A 20,273-nucleotide genomic window follows, 5' to 3' on the forward strand; every position below is an offset into this window, starting at 1 on the left:
GATTGAAGTGTTGAGTCTGCGTGTGGATTATCGCGTCAGCACATCGACATAAAAGATGAAACTTTTCCATCAGGCGTTATCAGATGAAGTTCCACAGCAAAAACACGAAAGTTTATCAATAGCTGCATTGCAGAGTCAGAAAGTGAATATACGCCTTCTGCTATGACAAGTACGTACATGGTAGTTGATCTTGAGCAGGTTTCAGGAGAGGATTAGCAGAAGGCTTCCATTTTTCGTCAACACTGTCTTCAACCTGCAGAAAGCCTTCAGGAATAGCCGTTAAATTCCTGCCTATAAGGACCTGTTCGTGTCATAAAGCCCGGGGGGGAAGGGTGATGCACCGTAGTCCATTGATTATTTCTGCCATCTGTTTTCTGATCACTTCTGCTCATGCAGCCGATGACGTATTGCCTGCTCAGGATGAACCAGACCAAACGACACCCGCCAAGATCAGCACCTTCGAAGTCCGGGCCTATCCCGATCATTTCTCTGAACTTAAAGTGGTTGAAAAGTATTCCAAAACACACTCTACAGGGCTTGTGGTTGATTACTATCCATTTGAACAGAGTGGTTTCAGGGTATCAGCCGGTGCTTACGGCAGTGGCCAGGGGAATGTCACTGACTCCTATTCCGCAGTGGGCAATAAAACCTATCTGGGCGTTGGCTGGAAAAAGTTACTGGACGACGCCAACCGCCTGGATGTGAGTGTTGAGGTGGGTGCGTTTTTTGGTGAAGAGAATCAGGTTGAATCTTCCCTGTCCGGAGGAAGTGATACCGGCACTATTCCGGATAGCCTTGATGCTCTGGAGTCCTCGGTAAAAACCGTTAAACCAGTGGTGAGTCTGGGTATTCATTACCGCTTTTAGGGAAGCAGAAAACAAGAATTTCCCTGCTCCCCCTATCGCTTTTAACATCAGTGGCTTAAGACTATTTAGCATCGGCCATCTGGGGCTGTTTGCTGGCCTTCTTCGCTGTTTCCTTTTTCTTCCAGGCACCAATATGCATACCTTTGAGAACATTCAGGGCCTGACTTAACTGGTAATCTTCTTCAGCCAGGCTCTTCTCTGGCTTGGTTTCTTTTTTATCAGTGGCTTTGGCTTTTTTGCCGTTGCCATTGCTCAGGTGTCCCTGCAGGTTAGCTTCCTTGTACTGTTCAACGGATTCAACCGGGGTGACTTTAGCACGGGGCAGAACAATATCCGGCTTGATGCCTTCCGCCTGAATAGAGCGACCGCTTGGGGTGTAATACAATGCAGTGGTCAGCTTAAGGCCCCGCTCGGAATCAACACTCAGTGGCAGTACGGTTTGAACTGAACCTTTTCCGAATGTCTGTGTACCCAGCAATACCGCACGATGATGATCCTGTAGCGCGCCCGCCACAATCTCGGAGGCAGAGGCAGAACCGCCGTTAATCAGAACCACCAGTGGAACACCGTTGGATGGATCGGTACTGGACGCATTAAACTTCAGGTCTGAGTTAGGAATACGGCCTTTCGTGTAGACAATCAACCCTTCTTTAATAAAGCTGTCCACTACGCCAACAGCGGCCTGCAGAACCCCGCCAGGGTTGTTACGCAGATCCAGAACCAGGCCTTTCAGCTTTCCATCTTTCTGGGCTTTTTTCAGCTTGCCCAGATGAACCAGCAGTTCTTTGTCTGAGTCGGACTGGAACTGGCTCAGGCGAATATAGCCGTAACCGTCTTCCAGAGTTTTGGAGCGAACACTCTGTACCTTGATGATGTCGCGTTTAACCGTAATTTCCAGCGGTTTAGGCTCGCCTTCACGGACAATGGTCAGCTTGATCGGTTCTCCGGGTTTGCCGCGCATACGGTCGACCGAATCCATCAGGGTCATGCCCTTCACACTGGTGTCGTCCAGCTTGATGATCAGGTCGCCGGGCTGAATGCCTGCCTTCTGGGCGGGCGTGTCATCAATTGGGGAGATGACTTTAATGAAGCCATCTTCCATACCGACTTCAATGCCCAGACCGCCGAACTGACCTGAGGTATTGATTTCCAGCTCTTTGAAGTCGTCGGGCTTCAGGTAGTCGGAGTGAGGGTCAAGACCCGACAGCATGCCCTTGATCGCGTTTTCGAGCAGCGTTTTATCATCTACTTCCTCGACATAGGCGGTCTTGATGCGTTGCATGACTTCGGTGAATGTTCGCAGTTCTTCCAGTGGCAAACGGCCTTTCTCACTGGCTGCTTTGGCATTCTCTGTAGAGGAACTGTCTGTAGACTGGCTGGTTTCTTTAACAGGTTGTTCTTTTTCACCAACAGGTGCTGTCAGGCCAATGGGTGAGAAACCGGTTGATAAAGCCAGAATGCTGGCTAATAACAGCCGGTTAAAGCGAAAAGTCGTTGTCATGGATGCTCCTGCAAACCGTTATGAGAGTTCAAGTATAGGAGGCTGTCGTGAATACATGGCAAGGCTGTCGCTCTGTACTCTTGCATCCCGATCAGCAGGGTGTTCACTCTATAGTCTATCGGTTGTCCGTAGTGCATCTTCAACAGCCTTAACGGGTTTGCAGCCATCGTGAAGGGTTTTGCGGCTTACCCTTGTGGCGTATTTCAAAGTAGAGCCCCGGCTCTTCCAGTCCGCCACTCTGTCCTGCCAGCGCCAGCGGCTCTCCAGCCAGAACGGTTTCACCTTCGGCTTTCAGCAGCCATTGGTTGTGGGCGTACAGGGTCAGGTAGTCATCACCATGATCAAGAATGATCAGTTGACCAAAGCCTCTTAACCAGTTAGAGAAAATAACGGTGCCATCGTGTACCGCGTTAACCCGGGTGCCGGAGTCAACGGAAATTAATACCCCTTCCCAGCTCATACCGGTGTTCGGGCGTTTTTGTTGGTAACCATACAGGACTTCACCCTCTACCGGCCATTGCAGTTCACCCTGGTTGCTGGTGATCGGACGCTGTAAAGCGGCTTTGGCCGCCAGCTGTGACAGAATGGTTTCCAGCTGGTTTCGCTGTCGGTCAAGGTCCTGCAGGCGCCGGTTACTGTTGCCCTGACGCTGACGTATCTGGCTGATCAGGCGCTGACGCTGTTCCTGTACCTTGTTAAGGTCATCGCGTTGCTTTTGCAGGCTGTTTCTTTGCCGGGTAAGACTGGCGTTGACCTGTTGCTGCTCCTGGGTGTTGTCATCAATTTCCCGGAGCGTATTCTCGAAAGCAGTAATCGCATCCAGCTGCGCCTGCTGCAGATGTTTTAAATACGTCAAATGACGTGAAATATCTTCCGGATTTTCCTGATTAAGCAACAGCTTAAGCCGGTTATCCCGGCTGGCAAGGTAGGCTGAGTGTACACTGCTGGCGATGTGTTTTTTTTCTTTATTTTTTCTCGCCGTCAGTTCCTGCTGACGGCGCTGGAGCTTTTTTACCTGTTTACTCCCTTCCTCCAGCTGGCTTTCCAGACTACGAATCGACTGGCGCAACTCATTCATCTCCTGTTCTGATCGTTGCAACTGCCGTTCTGTTGAAGATCGCTCCCGGTTGAGTTTAGAGAGCAGACCCTTCAGGTGTTCAATGTCGCTGTTAATGGTTTCCAGCTGGACTTCGGTGGTCGCTTTGGTTGCTGCATCCTCTGCGGCACTGGCAAAGCTGCCAGGGCTGCTCATGGACAACAGTACAGCCAGCGACAGCGCAAGCACGGGCGGCGTTGCTGTTGGTTTCATCATCAAACGTCACAGGTAGTTTATCTAGTACCTCAGTATGCCTTTAATTAAACCTGTAAAACAATATTCAACGTTCGGGCGCTCAATATAATCGGTTTAAACAGTCAGTGAAGGTCTTAAAATTCAAAAAATTGTAACTGGTCAGGGCTGGCTTTTTTGCTTACCGGCAGATGACGTTTATATCACAGTCTATAATATTCGACCGAGCCAGAGTCAAAGGACTCCAGGTGGCGGAGAGAGGTAAGCAGGTGCCGGGTCTGGGGTTTCTGACTTATTTCATTCAAGCACTTTTGAATAGTTAAGGTTGATGATGAGACGGTCAACTTCCCCCTCGGTTATCACAAAAGAGATCGAAAACACCCTCAAGATATACACTGACAAACGACACCCACACAACACACCAAACCTGTTCCTTAGTTGTCGAGGCTGGTACGAACAGGGAACATATCGTTCCCCGGACGAAATACCATTATTCACTCAGCCTTCATTTGCGTCACTTTTTTTCTATGCTCCGCCCGGTTCAATACTGCATTGTTCAAACCTGAGACTCATGAAAGGAGAGTACATGCCTCTGGAAGTACGTACTCCGGGAGAAAGAGTGATTGATTACCGGCTGGAGCATTTTTCCGAGATAGAGTGGGCTACGGAAAAGGCCTACAAGGATCTGTTTGTAAAATGCCGGGAACAGCAACCTTCGAGACCAGACAGGCACCCATTCCGTTTATACGATATTCTCACCCTTGAGCCCAGCCGTCGTTATTTTCGAATTCTAACGCTGCATGAAGTGATAGATCTGCTGAATAATTCCGGATACCGCTGTTATTCAAAAATACACTGTATATTTGATCGTATTCTTGTGCGGTCGGGGGGAGGGCCAAAACGACCCTTTAAATTGCATCAGCCAGAGGAAAGTGGCTCTGCTTTTGATGACTGGGTAGTAGTTTAGGCTAAAACTCATGCAAACCAGCCGACTAAACACGGTTCAATGTGAATAGTGACGGGTTTACATGAGTCTTCAGGTTATGCCTGCCAGGCTTTCGCCAACGCTTTCTGAATGGGTACCGGCACGCAGTCATAATGCGAGAACTGCATACTGTACTCACCATCACCGCCGGTCATGGATTTCAGCGTATTGCTGTAACCGGAAACATTGGCTAGTGGTGCCTGGGCATGCACGGTGACTTTCATATCCCGACCTGCATCAGTGCCTGTTACCATGCCCCGCTCACTGGCAAGGTGTCCCGTTACATCGCCCATTGCCTGGTTTGGAACTGTAATGTCCATTTCAACAAAGGGTTCCAGTACCACCGGGTCGGCTTTCTGGATCGCATCCAGAAAGGCTTTCTTGCCTGCAGCCACAAAAGCAATCTCTTTGGAGTCGACACTGTGGTGTTTGCCATCATAGACCACAACACGAATATCCTGCATGGGGTAGCCGGCAATGGCTCCTGACAGCATGACTTCACGAACACCTTTTTCTACGGCGGGTATGTATTGGGATGGAATAACGCCGCCCACGACTTCGCTGGCAAACTCAAAACCACTGCCTCTGGGCAAGGGTTCTATGCGCAGAAAGACTTCACCAAACTGACCGGAGCCGCCATTCTGCTTCTTGTGCCGATGATGCCCTTCGGCCTTGTCAAGAATGGTTTCGCGGTACGGAATGCTGGGTGCTGAAGTTGCCACTTCCAGACCATACACCTTAGCCATCTTTTCGATGGACAGTTGCAGGTGGGTTTCTCCCAGCCCTAACAGAACGGTTTCATTTTCCCGTTCCCGATGTTCAATGGTCAGGCTGGGGTCTTCGGCGATCAGACGGTGCAGAACCTCTGAAAGCTTCTGCTCATCACCCCGGTGCGCCGGAGAGATGGCGAGACTGGCCATGGAGGGTGGGAATTGCAGGTCACGCAGATGGTGATGGTCTTCATCGTGGGAATCGTGTAGTACTCCGTTAAAATACAGGCTGTCGATCTTGGCGACTGCACAGATATCTCCGGGGCTGGCTTCACTGACTTCTGTCGTTTTACTGCCCTGAAGCTTTAACAAATGCGCGATGCGAACCGGTTTACGGGTGTCGCCCAGGAAAATCTGGTCACCACTGCGAATTGTCCCCTGATGCACACGGAACACCCCCATCCGTCCAATGTAAGGGTCCATGGACACCTTGAAAATATGGGCAATGGTATGTAGCTCCGGGTCTGGAACTACTGAGACAGGGGTTGCGTTTTCTCCTTCTCCTTTTAAGAAAAGAGGCGGGTTGCCTTCCGAAGGCGTTGGCATAAGCTCACACAGAGTATGCAACAGATGTTCAATACCTGCTCCGGTTTCCGCTGAAGTGAAGCATACGGGAATCAGGTGGTCTTCGCGCAATGCCTGCTCAAAAGGATCATGCAGCTGATCTGGCTGCAGGCTTTCTTCCTGTTCCAGATACAGTTCCATTAACGCTTCGTCTACTTCTACTACCTGATCAATCAGCTGATCGTGGGCTTCGGTGACAGAGCTGAAAGCCGTCGGAGTGTCGTATTCCGGTGCAAAATAACAGTCAAGCATCCGGCTGCCGTCTTCTGATGGCAGATTAATGGGCAGGCACTGGCTGCCCAGCTGATCCTGGATATCCATCAACAGGGATTCCAGCTCAATCTCAGGCAGGTCACACTGGTTGATGATAATCAGGCCACATTTTTTATGTTCATGCATCTGCTCAAATGCCCGGCGGGTCACCGGCTCTATACCGTTTCGGGCATTAATGACCAGTGCCACCGATTCAACTGCGGGCAGAATGCTCATGGCACGGCCAAAGAAGTCAGGATATCCGGGAGTGTCGAGAAGGTTTACGTGGGTGTTAAAGTGATCAAACTGAAGAATGCTGGTTTCGAGAGAGTGTCCGGCGGCTTTTTCCTGGTCAGTAAAGTCCGATACCGTGTTTCCCCTGCTGACATTGCCTTTCTTATTGATGGCGCCGGAGGCATGCAGCAGGGTTTCCGCAAGTGCCGTTTTCCCGCTGCCAGCGTGACCCAACAGAGCTATGTTACGAATATGGTCGTTGAATGCGGCCATCTTGTATCCTCCCGGTCTCGATTAAGAATTGTTGTTCTTGCTTTCGAGTATATGTGTGTGTGATGTCGTTTACTTTGTCCCTGATCAATACTGAGTATTTATACGTGTTATGCTTTGATCTGGTGTGTTGAATTTGTGTGAAGGGAGGGGCTGATCAATGAGACTAACCTTTTTAGGCACTTCTGCTGGCGTCCCCACCCTGGAGCGAAACGTGACGGCACTGGCGCTGGCACTGGATGAGCAGAGAGAATGGTATCTGGTGGACTGCGGCGAAGGGACGCAGCACCGTTTGATGCGCAGTCGTTATACCCTCTCCGGTTTAAAAACGATCTTTATTACCCATGTTCACGGCGATCACATGTTTGGCCTGCCCGGATTGATCACAACAGCGAGCATGCAGGGACGCAAAGATCCGCTGACCATCTGCGCACCAGCCGGGGTTGAGAGTTTTGTGCGGCATGCCCTGCAATGTGCCGCTGTCACAGAGCTGCCCTTTTTGCTGACATTCAGGGCAACCGATGTGGAAGGCTTTGAATACCGTGATAGCGACTTTTCAGTGACTTCCCACGAACTGTCCCACCGGGTACCCAGCTTTGCGTATCGTTTTGCGGAATGCTGTCCTCCGTGCGCATTGGATCAGGATCGGCTCAATACTCTGGGCGTTCCCAGAGGGCCGCTATGGGGTAAGTTACAGGGCGGTCAGCCGGTGACTCTCGAAGATGGCCGGGTTATTGAGCCTGAGCAGGTTCGCCAGCCACCTCCGCCTGCCAGAGTCGCCGTTATTGGTGGCGATAATGACCAACCCGCCTTGCTTCATAAGGCATTGCAGGGGGCTCAGTTAATGGTTCACGAAGCGACCTTTACGGAAGACGTTTTTTATAAAGTCGGGCCGCAGTATATGCACAGTACGGCAAAGAGGGTGGCAGAAGTAGCAGAGGAGGCGCAGGTTAACCATGTCATTCTTACGCATTTCAGCGGTCGCTACAGGCGCTCACCAAAGCCGGGAGAGTATGGAGTCGAACTGTTGCGGGAAGAAGCGAAGCATTACTTTCACGGAACAGTCAGTCTGGCTGAAGACTGGGGGTGCTGGCAGCTTTACCGGGATGGAAAGCTGGAGCAGCTAAAGGATCATTGAGTCTTTCAGGTGAGTGTAGATATGGATGGGTGTCAGAACACCCCGTTTAACTCATTAGGGTTTAGCCGGTCTTTCAATAAGGTGAACCAATGCATCAGCAGTGCGCTGTTTAAGGGTGTCTTCAGGCACTCTCTTGAGCTGGAAGTTGTATATTTTGCCTTCACTGGCCACAAAAGCGTTCAGAGCAGGAACGGACTCATAAATGTCTTCGTGAGAACCAATCACATGAATATCAATGATGTCTGAAGCCTTATCATCACTTTGGAATTCATGCAGCAGTTTTTTCAAAACAGGTAACTGGTGGGTTATAGCCCTGACGAGTTGTTTTGCGCCATCAATGATCAGGATATTATCCACAGCATGTAACCAGCTGGCTCCTTGCTTGTTTTTATACAAATTCAGAGTATTGTCCCCGAGTTCATTATTCCGTTTGAATCCCTGATAGCGACCGATAATTTCTTCATCGGTCATATTCGGGAATGAATCCTTCATATCTTTTCTGAATTCTGCAGCTTCTGCCCGTTCTCGCTCTTTACGACTGCATTCATTACCAAAGCAGGGAGCTGGCGTTTTCGAAACAGCTCTTTTGGAGTAGAAACGATCTCCCACTATAAAGCCAAGTCCAAAAGAGCTGCCTGATGGCAGGTTTTTGTTTTTTCTCTGGTATGAATCATTGGTGAACGGGTATTTATGGACTGACTCCCATTTGCTAACAGGTTCAAAAGAAAAAGGTTTAGTCAGCAAGAGAATATCGTAAGTGGCCTTGAACAGGGTCAGGTGTGGTTTGTGATCAATTTCGCTGGCAAGCTGCAGCACAAAGTCCCGGTCACCGTAGCCATAAATAGACTCTTTAGTAATGGTGAGCCCATTGTCCGCAAAGACGCTGATAATGTTGATTTTCGCTTTTTCTTCACGTTCACGGGTTTTCTGAGGAGGAAACCGGACTGGGTGAGTGCCGTGAATGGTTTCATAGCCTGCTACCGCCATCACCATTGAAAACTCTGAGTCTGGCGCCTTTAATGCCGCTTCTTGTTTTAACCCGGATTGTACGGCCATCATTCTCCCGGTCAGCTTTTCTGCCATTCCGGGAAACTCCAGCTCAGGGTGATCTTTTTTGGTGTCTGCAATGTTACCCGCATAGCCATTGAATGCTTTATCTTTAGAAAACTCAACGGCTACAGAGGCGAGTGTCTCGTGACGGTCATTTTCAATGACTTTTACCAGCACCATAGAAGCACTGGCGTTTTCGCTGTAAAGCAGATAGGCGTATTTCTGGCCAGCCACAGCCAGGGGGCTGACCAGCAGCACAAATATGTACGAAAGTATTATTTTTTTGAACGTCATAGGTTCAACCCAGCTTTAGAGCGACAATGGGAAAAAGTAGCCCATTCGTACATAACTGCCAGAAAAGTTTTGATAACCCGGTCAGTATTCATCACCAGACACTATCTACCAGACACTATCTGTAACAGTCGTGCTACAATCTCCGGCTTTTGTGACAATCTCACCTTGAAGTGGAAATTTAATGTCTGAATACACAAGCGTTGAAGCTCGCGTAAGTTACGGTATTGGTCGCCAGATGGGCGACCAGCTGTCCAGTAACCCAATTGAAGGCCTGTCCATTGATGCCGTTCTGGCTGGACTGGCTGATTCCCTGAATGGTGCGCCAAGCGTTGTTGAGCCTTCTGCCCTGCAGGAAGCGTTCAACGAAATGCACAAGCGCATTCAGGCTAAAGAAGCTGAACAAGCTAAAGAGCTGTCTGCTGAAGGTGAGAAGTTTCTGGCTGAAAACGCCAGGCGTGATGAGGTAACCGTAACCGACTCCGGCCTGCAGTACGAAGTACTGGTTGCTGGCGATGCGAATGCTGAAAAGCCTGGCCAGACGTCTACTGTTAAAACTCACTACCACGGCATGCTGCTGGACGGTACGGTGTTTGATAGCTCTGTTGATCGTGGAGAGCCAATCGAGTTTCCGGTTAATGGTGTGATTGCTGGCTGGACTGAAGCTCTGCAGCTGATGACCGTAGGTTCCAAGTGGAAGCTGTTTATTCCTTACAACCTGGCTTACGGCGCTCAGGGTGCTGGTGGTGTTATTGGCCCATACGCGACTCTGGTCTTTGAAGTAGAGCTGCTGGCTGTTTCCTGATCCGGAAGTGGCTAGAGTAAAAAAAGCCATTGTGTTGTGAAACGCAATGGCTTTTTTTATCACAGGTTTTGGAAAAAGGTCATCTGTCGTCTTAAGCCAGCAGTGACTTGCCCGTCATCTCTTCAGGCTGAGGGATTTCCATCAGCTCCAGCAGTGTGGGTGCCAGGTCAGACAGAATACCGTTGTTCAGCTTGATGTCTTTGGAACCGAAGTAGATCAGAGGCACTTCTTCACAGGTGTGAGCGGTGTGGATGCCGCCGGTTGCCGGGTCAATCATTTGCTCAGCGTTGCCGTGGTCAGCAGTGATCAGGCACTGACCATCGACTTCTTTCAGGGCTTCCATCACTTTACCAACCGACTCATCAACCGCTTCAACGGCTTTAACAGCTGCTTCATAAACGCCGGTATGACCGACCATGTCGCAGTTGGCAAAGTTGCAGATAATCAGGTCGTGCTTGCCGCTCTTGATTTCAGCCACCAGTTTTTCAGTGACTTCCGGCGCTGACATTTCTGGCTGCAGGTCGTAGGTAGCTACCTTTGGAGAGTCAACCAGAACACGGGTTTCGCCTTCGTATGGGTTTTCACGACCGCCAGAGAAGAAGAAGGTCACGTGAGCGTACTTTTCAGTTTCAGCGATACGCAGCTGGGTCTTGCCCAGTTTTTCCATGTACTCGCCCAGAGTGTTAGGCAGAGAAAACGGCGGGTATGCACAGATGGTGTCGATATCGGCAGCGTACTGGGTCAGCATCACGAAACCCGCCACTTCAGGCGCTTTCTCACGCTGGAAACCTTCGAAGCCGCTTTCAACAAACGCACGGGTGATTTCACGGGCGCGGTCTGCACGGAAATTCATGAACATCAAAGCATCGCCATCGTTCACAGTGGCAGCGGTTTCACCGATAACGGTGGCTTTAACAAATTCGTCGTTTTCATCACGTTCGTAAGCCGCTTTCAGTCCTTCAACGGCATCTTTAGCGGTGAATTCAGCTTTGCCCAGGGTCATCAGGTCATAAGCTTCCTGAACACGTTCCCAGCGATTGTCACGGTCCATGGCGTAGTAACGGCCGATCAGGGAGGCGACACGACCAATGCCTTTGTCTTTCAGCAGGGCATCGGTTTTTGCCAGGGAATTTTCAGCACTGCGCGGCGGTGTGTCACGGCCATCCAGGAAAGCGTGAACGTATACTTCTTTAGCACCACGTTTTTCAGCCAGTTCAATCATGGCATTGATGTGGTCTTCGTGGCTGTGTACGCCGCCCGGAGACATCAGGCCCATGATATGAACCGCCTTGCCAGCCGCTACTGCCTTGTCGATGGTGCTGACAAACGCTTCGTTTTCGAAGAAGTCACCGTCCATGATGGACTTGGTGATACGGGTGAAGTCCTGGTAAACCACCCGACCGGCCCCCAGGTTCATGTGACCGACTTCCGAGTTACCCATCTGGCCTTCTGGCAGACCAACATCCATACCGGAACCGGAGATCAGGCTGTTTGGGAATTCAGCCATCAGCTGATCCATAACCGGCGTTTTAGCGGCATGGATTGCATTGAATTCGGTTGTTTCACGATGGCCATAGCCATCGAGAATGATCAGAGCTGTGGTTTTACGCTTGTCTGTCATGGGGAAAACCTTGGCAGTTTTGAAAAATGGTCGAAGTTTACCTGCTTTTGTAGGGGGTTTCAGCATCGTTTATTTATAAACAGTATAGTGATGATATGACGTGAAATAGTCTTGTTATTCATGGGGTTCACTGATAACCCCTGTTTTGTTTTTCTGCGAATGAACTTTCCTGTTGACTCAGTGTCTCTATAAACAGTTAAAGGACATTTCAACAAAAGGAAGAAAAACGTGGAACCAACATCTTCAACGGCTTCAGCAACTGCCGTTCATAGCAATCCATGCGAAAATCTGCCAGAACCAGCTTCTGAAGCGGAAAAGTCACCCGTTGCTTTCGGGTTGAATGTCAGAAAAGAGGCTGCTGACGTGAGTGCTTCTGTGAGAAAGCACTTACCAGACTCACTGATTGACCATGATTACTGCGCTTCCCGGACGTCGGCTGAAACAGGGGAGCAGTCATATATTCTGATACCTGTGACCCTGGTAACACCAGAATCAGCTCAGACTGAGAGTGGGCGAAAACAAGAGTCTGACATGCCATCATCCGCTGCTGTAAAAGACAGGCCATTGTCTTCATCACTGGACAGTTTTCCGGAATCGGATGACAATCCGTTTGATGCTGCTTTCAAGGCTGCTCAGTCTGAAGCAGGCAAAGAGCTGGAAAATCATAATAGAAGCGACGTAGCCCGCCTCGAGAGCCGTTATGGCCCTATTCTTAAGTCCCCTGAGCAAAAGAAATTGGAGCAAACTCTTTTTACTTCAACAACCAGGATGTGATTCATGTTTGCCACTCAATAACTCCCCCTATTACAAAACCATGTGTTCTGACTGTATAATCCCGCCTTTTCCGATTCAGAAAGACTGGTTAATTCATGGCTCAGCTACTCGAATTTATAGGCAATCACCCACTGCTGGTGGGTTCTCTGGTGGCACTGATCACGGCGCTGGTGTTCACTGAAATGCGCAAGGGTGGTCAAAACATCAGCTCTCAGCAACTGACTCAGCTGGTCAACCAGCAGGGTGCAATTGTCGTGGATGTTCGTGAAAAGGCCGACTACAACAAAGGTCACATTGTCGATTCCATCAGCATGCCGTTCGCCAAGGTTAAAGAGCGTGTGGCAGAACTGAATAAGCACAAAGATAAACCGGTTGTTATTATTGATGCACAGGGACAGCACGCTGGCATGGTTGGCAAACAGTTCAAAGAAGCCGGCCTGCAACAGGTTCTGCGCCTGCGTGGTGGTCTGAGTACCTGGACTGCCGATGGTTTGCCGCTAGTCAAAAAATAACAGAGTTATTTGAGGTATAAAGACATGAAACCTGTCACCATTTATATGTCAGCAACCTGCCCGTTTTGCCAAAGAGCAATGAGCCTGCTGGACAGTAAGGGAGTTAACTATCAGGCTGTCAGCGTTGATGGTCGTCCTGACGTTCGTCAGAAAATGACTCAGAAAGCCGGGCAAAGCTCGGTTCCTCAAATCTGGATCGGCGACACCCATGTTGGTGGTTGCGACGATCTGTTTGCACTGGAATCCGCTGATAAATTAAATGATTTGCTTGCCTGAGGCTTGAATTATTTTATGTCGTCCCCACTGATGGTGGGTAAGCAATTTTTAACACCTGTTTGCCAGCACTTATAACCAGGCTGCGCAGGCATTCCAACTTATAGTAGTAAGGAATTTATAATGGCTGAGAACCAGCAAGAGCAGCAGCCTCAGTTTGCACTGCAGCGTATCTATGTTAAGGACCTGTCCTTTGAATCCCCGAAATCTCCTGAGATGTTTCAGGCTCAGTGGCAGCCTGAAGTTAAGCTGGACCTGAACACCAGCAACCGTCAGCTGCAGGAAGATATGTTCGAAGTGGTTCTGGCCCTGACCATCACTGTTGAAAACGGTCCTGAAGACAACCGTGAAACCGCGTTTCTGGCTGAAGTTCAGCAGGCGGGCGTATTCCTGGTGAAAGGTCTGGCTGCTGAAGAACTGCACCGTACTCTGGGTGCGTTCTGCCCGAACATCCTGTTCCCTTACGCTCGTGAAGCCATCGACAACATGGTTTTGCGTGGCAGCTTCCCTCCGCTGATGCTGGCACCTGTAAACTTCGACGCCCTGTACCTGCAGGCGCGTGAGCAGGCTGAACAGAAAGAAACCACTACGGTTAACTGATTCTGTTCAGCCCGGCAGGTTGACACAGACTTGCTGTGCAGATGTTGAATACGAAAAGAACGGCTGGCTTTCGGGGTAGCCGTTTTTTTTGTTTGCCCAGCGAAGCGGGCAAACCCGTCAGGCTGAAAGAAGCCTGAGCCGCCCCGACTGAGGGGAAGGCAATCTGAATGGCAAGGGCGTAACTGGCCAACGGTTGGGTCTGAAGGAAGCCATAGGAAGTCAGAGGTACACAGCGCAAGCGAACCTGATTCGGCAGGTTGGGAGCGGCAAGCGTGCGAAATAGCGCAAAGCCCGATACTCAGTCAGTCCCAACTCTGTGCTTGAGGGTGGCATTTCTGACGGGGAACCGTTTAGTAACTGGGGAAGCCTGGCATCAATCTCTGAATCTCAGGGGCTGTTATCGCAAGAGGAAACTCAAGGGTAACAGTGGTGTGAGGTGGCAGATGATCCTGTAGTAGTGATGAAATTCCGGCCTGTGAAGGCGGGTAACCGTTCGGAGGGCAAAACCGGAATGACTACAGCCAGAGTGACTGTAGGGCATGTGTCGTCAAAAGCGGCAGATGTTGCGAAGGGGTGAAGCATTCTTAAAGAACAGTCAGACCGCAGGAATGATACTGTGAGCGCACAAGCTGCCTGACGAGGCAGGACATCTTTGGCTGGTGAGGTTGGGAACAATCCTGCTAAAAGAAAGAGCCGCGCTCGGGAGTAAAGGACAGGTAGCAGGTAGATTGCCTTGAGCCAGAACGCCTGTGAATGTCCATGAAGAATCCGGCCACAGTAGAAGGATGGCGCAATCTGTCTGTCGTGAGACAGTAACTGATGAGAGTATATTATAGCCTGTATGGGCGCTTGCTGACGATGGAAGCGCTTTACAACGGATTCAAAAAGGTATGGAAAGCGAAAGGTGCGGCCGGAATAGATGGGCAGAGCCTGAGCGACTACGCCTCGAATCTGCGTGGGAATCTTGAACAGTTACTGCTTGAATTGCGGGAAAAGCGCTACAAACCGCTACCGGTAAAGCGTGTAGAAATCGACAAAGAAGACGGTGGAAAGCGTCTGCTGGGAATCCCCGCAGTAAAAGACCGAATCGTCCAACAAGCACTTCTAAATATCCTGACCCCGATCTTTGATCCGGACTTCCACCCGTCCAGCTATGGGTACAGACCGAATCGAAGCTGCCATCAAGCCATTACCAAGGCGACCCTGTTCATACGAAAGTACGACAGACGCTGGGTGGTGGACATGGACTTGTCCAAATGCTTTGACCGACTCGACCACGAGTTAATTCTCAAGGCGTTCAGGCACAAAGTGGCAGATGGAAGCATCCTGAACCTGATCAGAATGTTCCTGAAAAGCGGGGTGATGGTTGGCTATCAACTGGAAGCCACGGAAACAGGCAGTCCACAGGGCGGAGTGATCAGTCCCTTAATCTCAAACGTCTATCTTGATGCGTTTGATCAGGAAATGATGCGACGCAAGCACAGGATTGTCCGCTATGCGGACGATATCCTGATTCTGTGTGGCTCCAAAGCAGCGGCAGAAAACGCTCTGAAAGTGGCGACCAAAGTACTGGAGCAAGACCTGAAACTGACGGTCAACCAGAATAAAACACACATAGCCCATAGCGGCGAGGGTGTGAAATTTCTGGGAGTTGAAATCCTGAGCAGCTATACGCGCATACAGGAAAAGAAGCTCAACGCACTGAAAGCAAAGGTAAAGCGAATCACGAAAAGGAATCGGGGAACGAACCTTGAAGGAGTAATCCGAGAACTGAACCCTGTGATACGAGGATTTGCTAATTACTTCAGGATAGCGAACTGTAGTCGTGAATTAAAACGGCTGACAGGATGGATGAGGCGCAGGCTGAGATGTTTACAACTGAAACAGTGGAAGAAACCAGCGAAGCTGCATCGTCGGCTGAAGCAACTGGGTTACAAGCCACCATTTAAGTACATCAAAATGCGTTCATGGAGAAATGCGTGCAGTCCCCTGTCGCATTTAGCCATGCCGAACAACTGGTTCAATGAGATAAAGTTGTTCAATTTGGAAGGCGTTAAAACGGGCGTTCTTGCCCCTTATTGTTAAGGGATAGAGAGTGCAGGAGCCGTGTACGAGGTCCGTACGCACGGTTCTGTGGGAAGGACGGGGCAATAGCCCCGCCTTACCTAATGTTTGCCCAGCGAAGCGGGCAAACCCGTCAGGCTGAAAGAAGCCTGAGCCGCCCCGACTGAGGGGAAGGCAATCTGAATGGCAAGGGCGTAACTGGCCAACGGTTGGGTCTGAAGGAAGCCATAGGAAGTCAGAGGTACACAGCGCAAGCGAACCTGATTCGGCAGGTTGGGAGCGGCAAGCGTGCGAAATAGCGCAAAGCCCGATACTCAGTCAGTCCCAACTCTGTGCTTGAGGGTGGCATTTCTGACAGGGAACCGTTTAGTAACTGGGGAAGCCTGGCATCAATCTCTGAATCTCAGGGGCTGTTATCGCAAGAGGAAACTCAAGGGTAACAGTGGTGTGAGGTGGCAGATGATCCTGTAGTAGTGATGAAATTCCGGCCTGTGAAGGCGGGTAACCGTTCGGAGGGCAAAACCGGAATGACTACAGCCAGAGTGACTGTAGGGCATGTGTCGTCAAAAGCGGCAGATGTTGCGAAGGGGTGAAGCATTCTTAAAGAACAGTCAGACCGCAGGAATGATACTGTGAGCGCACAAGCTGCCTGACGAGGCAGGACATCTTTGGCTGGTGAGGTTGGGAACAATCCTGCTAAAAGAAAGAGCCGCGCTCGGGAGTAAAGGACAGGTAGCAGGTAGATTGCCTTGAGCCAGAACGCCTGTGAATGTCCATGAAGAATCCGGCCACAGTAGAAGGATGGCGCAATCTGTCTGTCGTGAGACAGTAACTGATGAGAGTATATTATAGCCTGTATGGGCGCTTGCTGACGATGGAAGCGCTTTACAACGGATTCAAAAAGGTATGGAAAGCGAAAGGTGCGGCCGGAATAGATGGGCAGAGCCTGAGCGACTACGCCTCGAATCTGCGTGGGAATCTTGAACAGTTACTGCTTGAATTGCGGGAAAAGCGCTACAAACCGCTACCGGTAAAGCGTGTAGAAATCGACAAAGAAGACGGTGGAAAGCGTCTGCTGGGAATCCCCGCAGTAAAAGACCGAATCGTCCAACAAGCACTTCTAAATATCCTGACCCCGATCTTTGATCCGGACTTCCACCCGTCCAGCTATGGGTACAGACCGAATCGAAGCTGCCATCAAGCCATTACCAAGGCGACCCTGTTCATACGAAAGTACGACAGACGCTGGGTGGTGGACATGGACTTGTCCAAATGCTTTGACCGACTCGACCACGAGTTAATTCTCAAGGCGTTCAGGCACAAAGTGGCAGATGGAAGCATCCTGAACCTGATCAGAATGTTCCTGAAAAGCGGGGTGATGGTTGGCTATCAACTGGAAGCCACGGAAACAGGCAGTCCACAGGGCGGAGTGATCAGTCCCTTAATCTCAAACGTCTATCTTGATGCGTTTGATCAGGAAATGATGCGACGCAAGCACAGGATTGTCCGCTATGCGGACGATATCCTGATTCTGTGTGGCTCCAAAGCAGCGGCAGAAAACGCTCTGAAAGTGGCGACCAAAGTACTGGAGCAAGACCTGAAACTGACGGTCAACCAGAATAAAACACACATAGCCCATAGCGGCGAGGGTGTGAAATTTCTGGGAGTTGAAATCCTGAGCAGCTATACGCGCATACAGGAAAAGAAGCTCAACGCACTGAAAGCAAAGGTAAAGCGAATCACGAAAAGGAATCGGGGAACGAACCTTGAAGGAGTAATCCGAGAACTGAACCCTGTGATACGAGGATTTGCTAATTACTTCAGGATAGCGAACTGTAGTCGTGAATTAAAACGGCTGACAGGATGGATGAGGCGCAGGCTGAGATGTTTACAACTGAAACAGTGGAAGAAACCAGCGAAGCTGCATCGTCGGCTGAAGCAACTGGGTTACAAGCCACCATTTAAGTACATCAAAATGCGTTCATGGAGAAATGCGTGCAGTCCCCTGTCGCATTTAGCCATGCCGAACAACTGGTTCAATGAGATAAAGTTGTTCAATTTGGAAGGCGTTAAAACGGGCGTTCTTGCCCCTTATTGTTAAGGGATAGAGAGTGCAGGAGCCGTGTACGAGGTCCGTACGCACGGTTCTGTGGGAAGGACGGGGCAATAGCCCCGCCTTACCTAATGTAAGTAAAAGAGTCATTGTTAGTATTGCCATGAAGGCAACGGCAGGCTGTTAACCTGCCTGTCTCTGTTATCTCTATCCCAGGTGGCTGGGTTTCCACAGTCTTCGTCCGGTCTGCACATACCAGTGAACCACTGGAAAGCAATCGCCAGCGAATGCGAGATAAGCATAATGGTATTGCCTGATGAATCCAGAGTTGTGGAAATGATTCCCATGGGCGACAGAAACAGAGAGCAGGCACCGGTGTGAGGTGTCGCAGCGAACTGCATAAGGGTGGTATTGTCAGCCTGATGAGTCACCGGGTGTAGTTTTCTCAGGTCGCCCGACGGGCCGTATCTGGAATACACCATATGGTTGAGTGGCTGCTGATCAGGCCTGTAAATGCTAAGGGCTCCAAGATGCTGGCTTGTAGTGATAGACGATGTGAAAAGGGATGATGACTGTAAGCTGGTCAGCAGCCCTCTGCGAAAGCTGGTATCGAGCAGTCCACTCAAAACACCTGTGAAACTGTGTGCACCATCCAACCACAAAGGAGCGTGTGATAGCCGGGTGCTATCAAGGCAGGATGCCAGCTGGATGAGGTCTGACTGGCTATCAAGTGCCATGTGTTGAGAGGGGTAATTTCCTTCATGGGCGAGGTAGCCTGCCCCTCTTTCGTAATCGTAAACCCGAACGGTGCTTTCAGGTTGCAGGCGCCAGCCCAGTCGGCTGACTTGCCTGATGTCGGCACCAACGGCTGTGCTTCCCCCGGGGAAATCAATGGCACGCACCATCAGGGTGTTGCTGCCAGTAGCCAGTACACTGGTTCTGATCAGGGATTCAAGCTGAATGCCTGTTTGCTGAGAGGGGATTCGTGCCAGCCAGATCCAGCCGTTCAGCAGGCGTTGCAAAGAAGCTATTTCTGACTGTGAAAGCACTGGTGAAGGCAGCAATGAGAGCGCAAGGAAAATAATGAGAACATGCTTTTTTAACATTTCTGGAACGTCTCTGTTCTGATTTAATCATTCTTTACAGGTTCTTCAGGCAAGCTTAGTGTTCATCCGGCATTCGTCCACTTTGATTTGCGTGCGTTGAGGTTTAGTGGTTTTCTCTGTCGCTTTGACTTCTACTGAGCAGGTTTTCAGGGTATGTTTTAAGAATGGTTGACTTGACAGTTTGTGACCATAGTCGCATTTGAAGGAATACCCATGCATACGCTCTACCCTGCCATCAAACCTTACACCACCCATTTTCTGAAAGTGGATAAGCTTCATGAACTGTATGTAGAAGAAAGTGGTAGCCCGAATGGCATTCCGGTTCTGTTTATTCATGGTGGTCCCGGGGCAGGGAGTACAGAAAAGTCCCGGCGCTTTTTTGATCCGGAAAAATACCGAATTATTGTTTTCGACCAGCGCGGCTGTGGCCATTCCAGACCGCACCTGGAACTGAAAGACAACACCACTCAGCATCTGGTTGAGGATATTGAAAAGATTCGCACCTTTCTCAAAGTAGACAGCTGGGTGCTGTTTGGGGGTTCCTGGGGATCGACTCTGGCACTGGTCTATGCCCAGGCTCATCCGGCAAAGGTCAGAGGGTTGATTCTGCGCGGTATCTTTCTTGCCCGGCAGCAGGATCAGGACTGGCTTTACAAGCCTGATGGTGCCGCCCGAATTTTTCCTGACCACTGGGCGCATTTCGTAGAGATTATTCCTGAAGAAGAACGCGGCGATATGCTGAAAGCGTATCATCGTCGTTTAATGGGGGACAACGAACTGGCCCGCATGAATGCCGCCAAACACTGGTCTCTCTGGGAAGGCAGAATCAGTTCACTGAGACCCAGCCAGGAGATGGAAGATGAAGCGGCTGACCCACACTTCGCTATGGCTATAGCACGCATTGAAGCCCACTACTTTGTTAATGACGCCTTTCTTAAACCGGAGCAGATCATCAGTAACATGGGGCTGATTGACCAGATTCCCGGCATTATCATTCATGGTCGTTACGATATGGTCTGCCCACTGGATAACGCAGCTGAACTCGCCAGATGCTGGACGCAGGCCGAGTTGCTGGTCATCCGGGATGCCGGTCATGCTGCCGGTGAAGCATCTATTACCGATGCCCTGGTGCGCGCTTCGGACAAGTTTGCCCGCCAGTTTGAGGAGCCAGCCTGAACGTTTAAAAACAGCAAGCGTACGGCCTTCGCTAAAACAGGGATATTGACCAGACTTGGCTAAACTCTTCTCTCGTTGCC

General features: G+C 50.2%; 19 protein-coding genes. 11 read left to right on the forward strand and 8 right to left on the reverse strand.

Features of this window, described 5'->3' with window-relative positions; genetic code table 11:
• Positions 1–335: 335 nt before the first annotated feature.
• A complete protein-coding gene (locus NX722_RS27205; RefSeq protein ID WP_262565951.1) occupies positions 336–866 on the forward strand; it encodes a hypothetical protein in 531 nt (176 codons plus the stop codon).
• Positions 867–927: 61 nt separating this feature from the next.
• Here the strand turns inward: NX722_RS27205 and NX722_RS27210 are convergent, their stop codons facing one another.
• Both NX722_RS27210 and NX722_RS27215 read right to left on the reverse strand, forming a co-directional pair.
• Complete coding sequence (locus tag NX722_RS27210) at positions 928–2,367, reverse strand: S41 family peptidase (protein WP_322740958.1); 1,440 nt, start codon at positions 2,365–2,367, stop codon at positions 928–930.
• Positions 2,368–2,515: 148 nt separating this feature from the next.
• A complete protein-coding gene (locus NX722_RS27215; RefSeq protein WP_262565952.1) occupies positions 2,516–3,679 on the reverse strand; it encodes a murein hydrolase activator EnvC family protein in 1,164 nt (387 codons plus the stop codon).
• A 307-nt stretch (positions 3,680–3,986) separates the two neighbouring features.
• On the opposite strand from NX722_RS27215, the gene NX722_RS29035 reads away from it, so the two are divergent.
• The gene (locus NX722_RS29035; protein ID WP_407648085.1) at positions 3,987–4,622 is read left to right on the forward strand and encodes a putative adhesin; all 636 of its coding nucleotides are present in this window, start codon (positions 3,987–3,989) and stop codon (positions 4,620–4,622) included.
• A gap of 74 nt (positions 4,623–4,696) precedes the next feature.
• On the opposite strand, the gene fusA is transcribed toward NX722_RS29035, so the two are convergent.
• On the reverse strand, positions 4,697–6,733 hold the full coding sequence (fusA, locus tag NX722_RS27225) for an elongation factor G (protein WP_262565954.1): 2,037 nt from the start codon (positions 6,731–6,733) through the stop codon (positions 4,697–4,699).
• Between the two features lie 157 nt (positions 6,734–6,890).
• Here fusA and NX722_RS27230 point away from each other — a divergent pair, with 157 nt between their 5' ends.
• Positions 6,891–7,868 (forward strand): ribonuclease Z, encoded by a 978-nt coding sequence (locus NX722_RS27230; protein ID WP_262565955.1) that lies wholly within the window; start codon positions 6,891–6,893, stop codon positions 7,866–7,868.
• 54 nt (positions 7,869–7,922) lie between these two features.
• Here NX722_RS27230 and NX722_RS27235 read toward each other — a convergent pair whose 3' ends face one another.
• Positions 7,923–9,212 (reverse strand): hypothetical protein, encoded by a 1,290-nt coding sequence (locus NX722_RS27235; protein ID WP_262565956.1) that lies wholly within the window; start codon positions 9,210–9,212, stop codon positions 7,923–7,925.
• A 181-nt stretch (positions 9,213–9,393) separates the two neighbouring features.
• On the opposite strand from NX722_RS27235, the gene NX722_RS27240 reads away from it, so the two are divergent.
• The gene (locus NX722_RS27240; RefSeq protein ID WP_262565957.1) at positions 9,394–10,014 is read left to right on the forward strand and encodes an FKBP-type peptidyl-prolyl cis-trans isomerase; all 621 of its coding nucleotides are present in this window, start codon (positions 9,394–9,396) and stop codon (positions 10,012–10,014) included.
• 91 nt (positions 10,015–10,105) lie between these two features.
• Here NX722_RS27240 and gpmM read toward each other — a convergent pair whose 3' ends face one another.
• Positions 10,106–11,635, reverse strand: a complete 1,530-nt coding sequence (gene gpmM / locus NX722_RS27245) for a 2,3-bisphosphoglycerate-independent phosphoglycerate mutase (RefSeq protein ID WP_262565958.1) — start codon at positions 11,633–11,635, stop codon at positions 10,106–10,108.
• A 228-nt stretch (positions 11,636–11,863) separates the two neighbouring features.
• Between gpmM and NX722_RS27250 the strand changes: the two genes are divergently transcribed.
• The 4 genes from NX722_RS27250 (at position 11,864) to secB (ending at position 13,794) form a co-directional block, all read left to right on the forward strand.
• On the forward strand, positions 11,864–12,409 hold the full coding sequence (locus NX722_RS27250) for a hypothetical protein (RefSeq protein WP_262565959.1): 546 nt from the start codon (positions 11,864–11,866) through the stop codon (positions 12,407–12,409).
• Positions 12,410–12,504: 95 nt separating this feature from the next.
• The gene (locus tag NX722_RS27255; protein ID WP_262565960.1) at positions 12,505–12,921 is read left to right on the forward strand and encodes a rhodanese-like domain-containing protein; all 417 of its coding nucleotides are present in this window, start codon (positions 12,505–12,507) and stop codon (positions 12,919–12,921) included.
• Between the two features lie 24 nt (positions 12,922–12,945).
• Entirely contained in the window at positions 12,946–13,197 is a 252-nt protein-coding gene (gene grxC, locus NX722_RS27260) for a glutaredoxin 3 (RefSeq protein WP_262565961.1), read from the forward strand.
• A 120-nt stretch (positions 13,198–13,317) separates the two neighbouring features.
• Positions 13,318–13,794, forward strand: coding sequence for a protein-export chaperone SecB (gene secB, locus NX722_RS27265; RefSeq protein WP_262565962.1), 477 nt, complete (start codon positions 13,318–13,320; stop codon positions 13,792–13,794).
• Here secB and NX722_RS27270 read toward each other — a convergent pair.
• Complete coding sequence (locus NX722_RS27270; protein WP_265442397.1) at positions 13,787–14,032, reverse strand: hypothetical protein; 246 nt, start codon at positions 14,030–14,032, stop codon at positions 13,787–13,789. The genes secB and NX722_RS27270 overlap by 8 nt on opposite strands.
• Before the next feature lie 581 nt (positions 14,033–14,613).
• On the opposite strand from NX722_RS27270, the gene ltrA (NX722_RS27275) reads away from it, so the two are divergent.
• Positions 14,614–15,879, forward strand: a complete 1,266-nt coding sequence (gene ltrA, locus NX722_RS27275) for a group II intron reverse transcriptase/maturase (protein WP_262563619.1) — start codon at positions 14,614–14,616, stop codon at positions 15,877–15,879.
• An 80-nt stretch (positions 15,880–15,959) separates the two neighbouring features.
• Here ltrA (NX722_RS27275) and NX722_RS27280 read toward each other — a convergent pair whose 3' ends face one another.
• Positions 15,960–16,112 (reverse strand): hypothetical protein, encoded by a 153-nt coding sequence (locus NX722_RS27280; RefSeq protein ID WP_262564358.1) that lies wholly within the window; start codon positions 16,110–16,112, stop codon positions 15,960–15,962.
• A 581-nt stretch (positions 16,113–16,693) separates the two neighbouring features.
• On the opposite strand from NX722_RS27280, the gene ltrA (NX722_RS27285) reads away from it, so the two are divergent.
• The gene (ltrA, locus tag NX722_RS27285) at positions 16,694–17,959 is read left to right on the forward strand and encodes a group II intron reverse transcriptase/maturase (RefSeq protein ID WP_262563619.1); all 1,266 of its coding nucleotides are present in this window, start codon (positions 16,694–16,696) and stop codon (positions 17,957–17,959) included.
• A gap of 104 nt (positions 17,960–18,063) precedes the next feature.
• On the opposite strand, the gene NX722_RS27290 is transcribed toward ltrA (NX722_RS27285), so the two are convergent.
• On the reverse strand, positions 18,064–19,017 hold the full coding sequence (locus tag NX722_RS27290) for a hypothetical protein (RefSeq protein WP_262565963.1): 954 nt from the start codon (positions 19,015–19,017) through the stop codon (positions 18,064–18,066).
• Positions 19,018–19,230: 213 nt separating this feature from the next.
• On the opposite strand from NX722_RS27290, the gene pip reads away from it, so the two are divergent.
• Positions 19,231–20,193, forward strand: coding sequence for a prolyl aminopeptidase (gene pip / locus NX722_RS27295; RefSeq protein ID WP_262565964.1), 963 nt, complete (start codon positions 19,231–19,233; stop codon positions 20,191–20,193).
• Positions 20,194–20,273 lie beyond the last annotated feature (80 nt).

This window comes from Endozoicomonas gorgoniicola (genome assembly GCF_025562715.2).
GTDB lineage: Bacteria > Pseudomonadota > Gammaproteobacteria > Pseudomonadales > Endozoicomonadaceae > Endozoicomonas_A > Endozoicomonas_A gorgoniicola.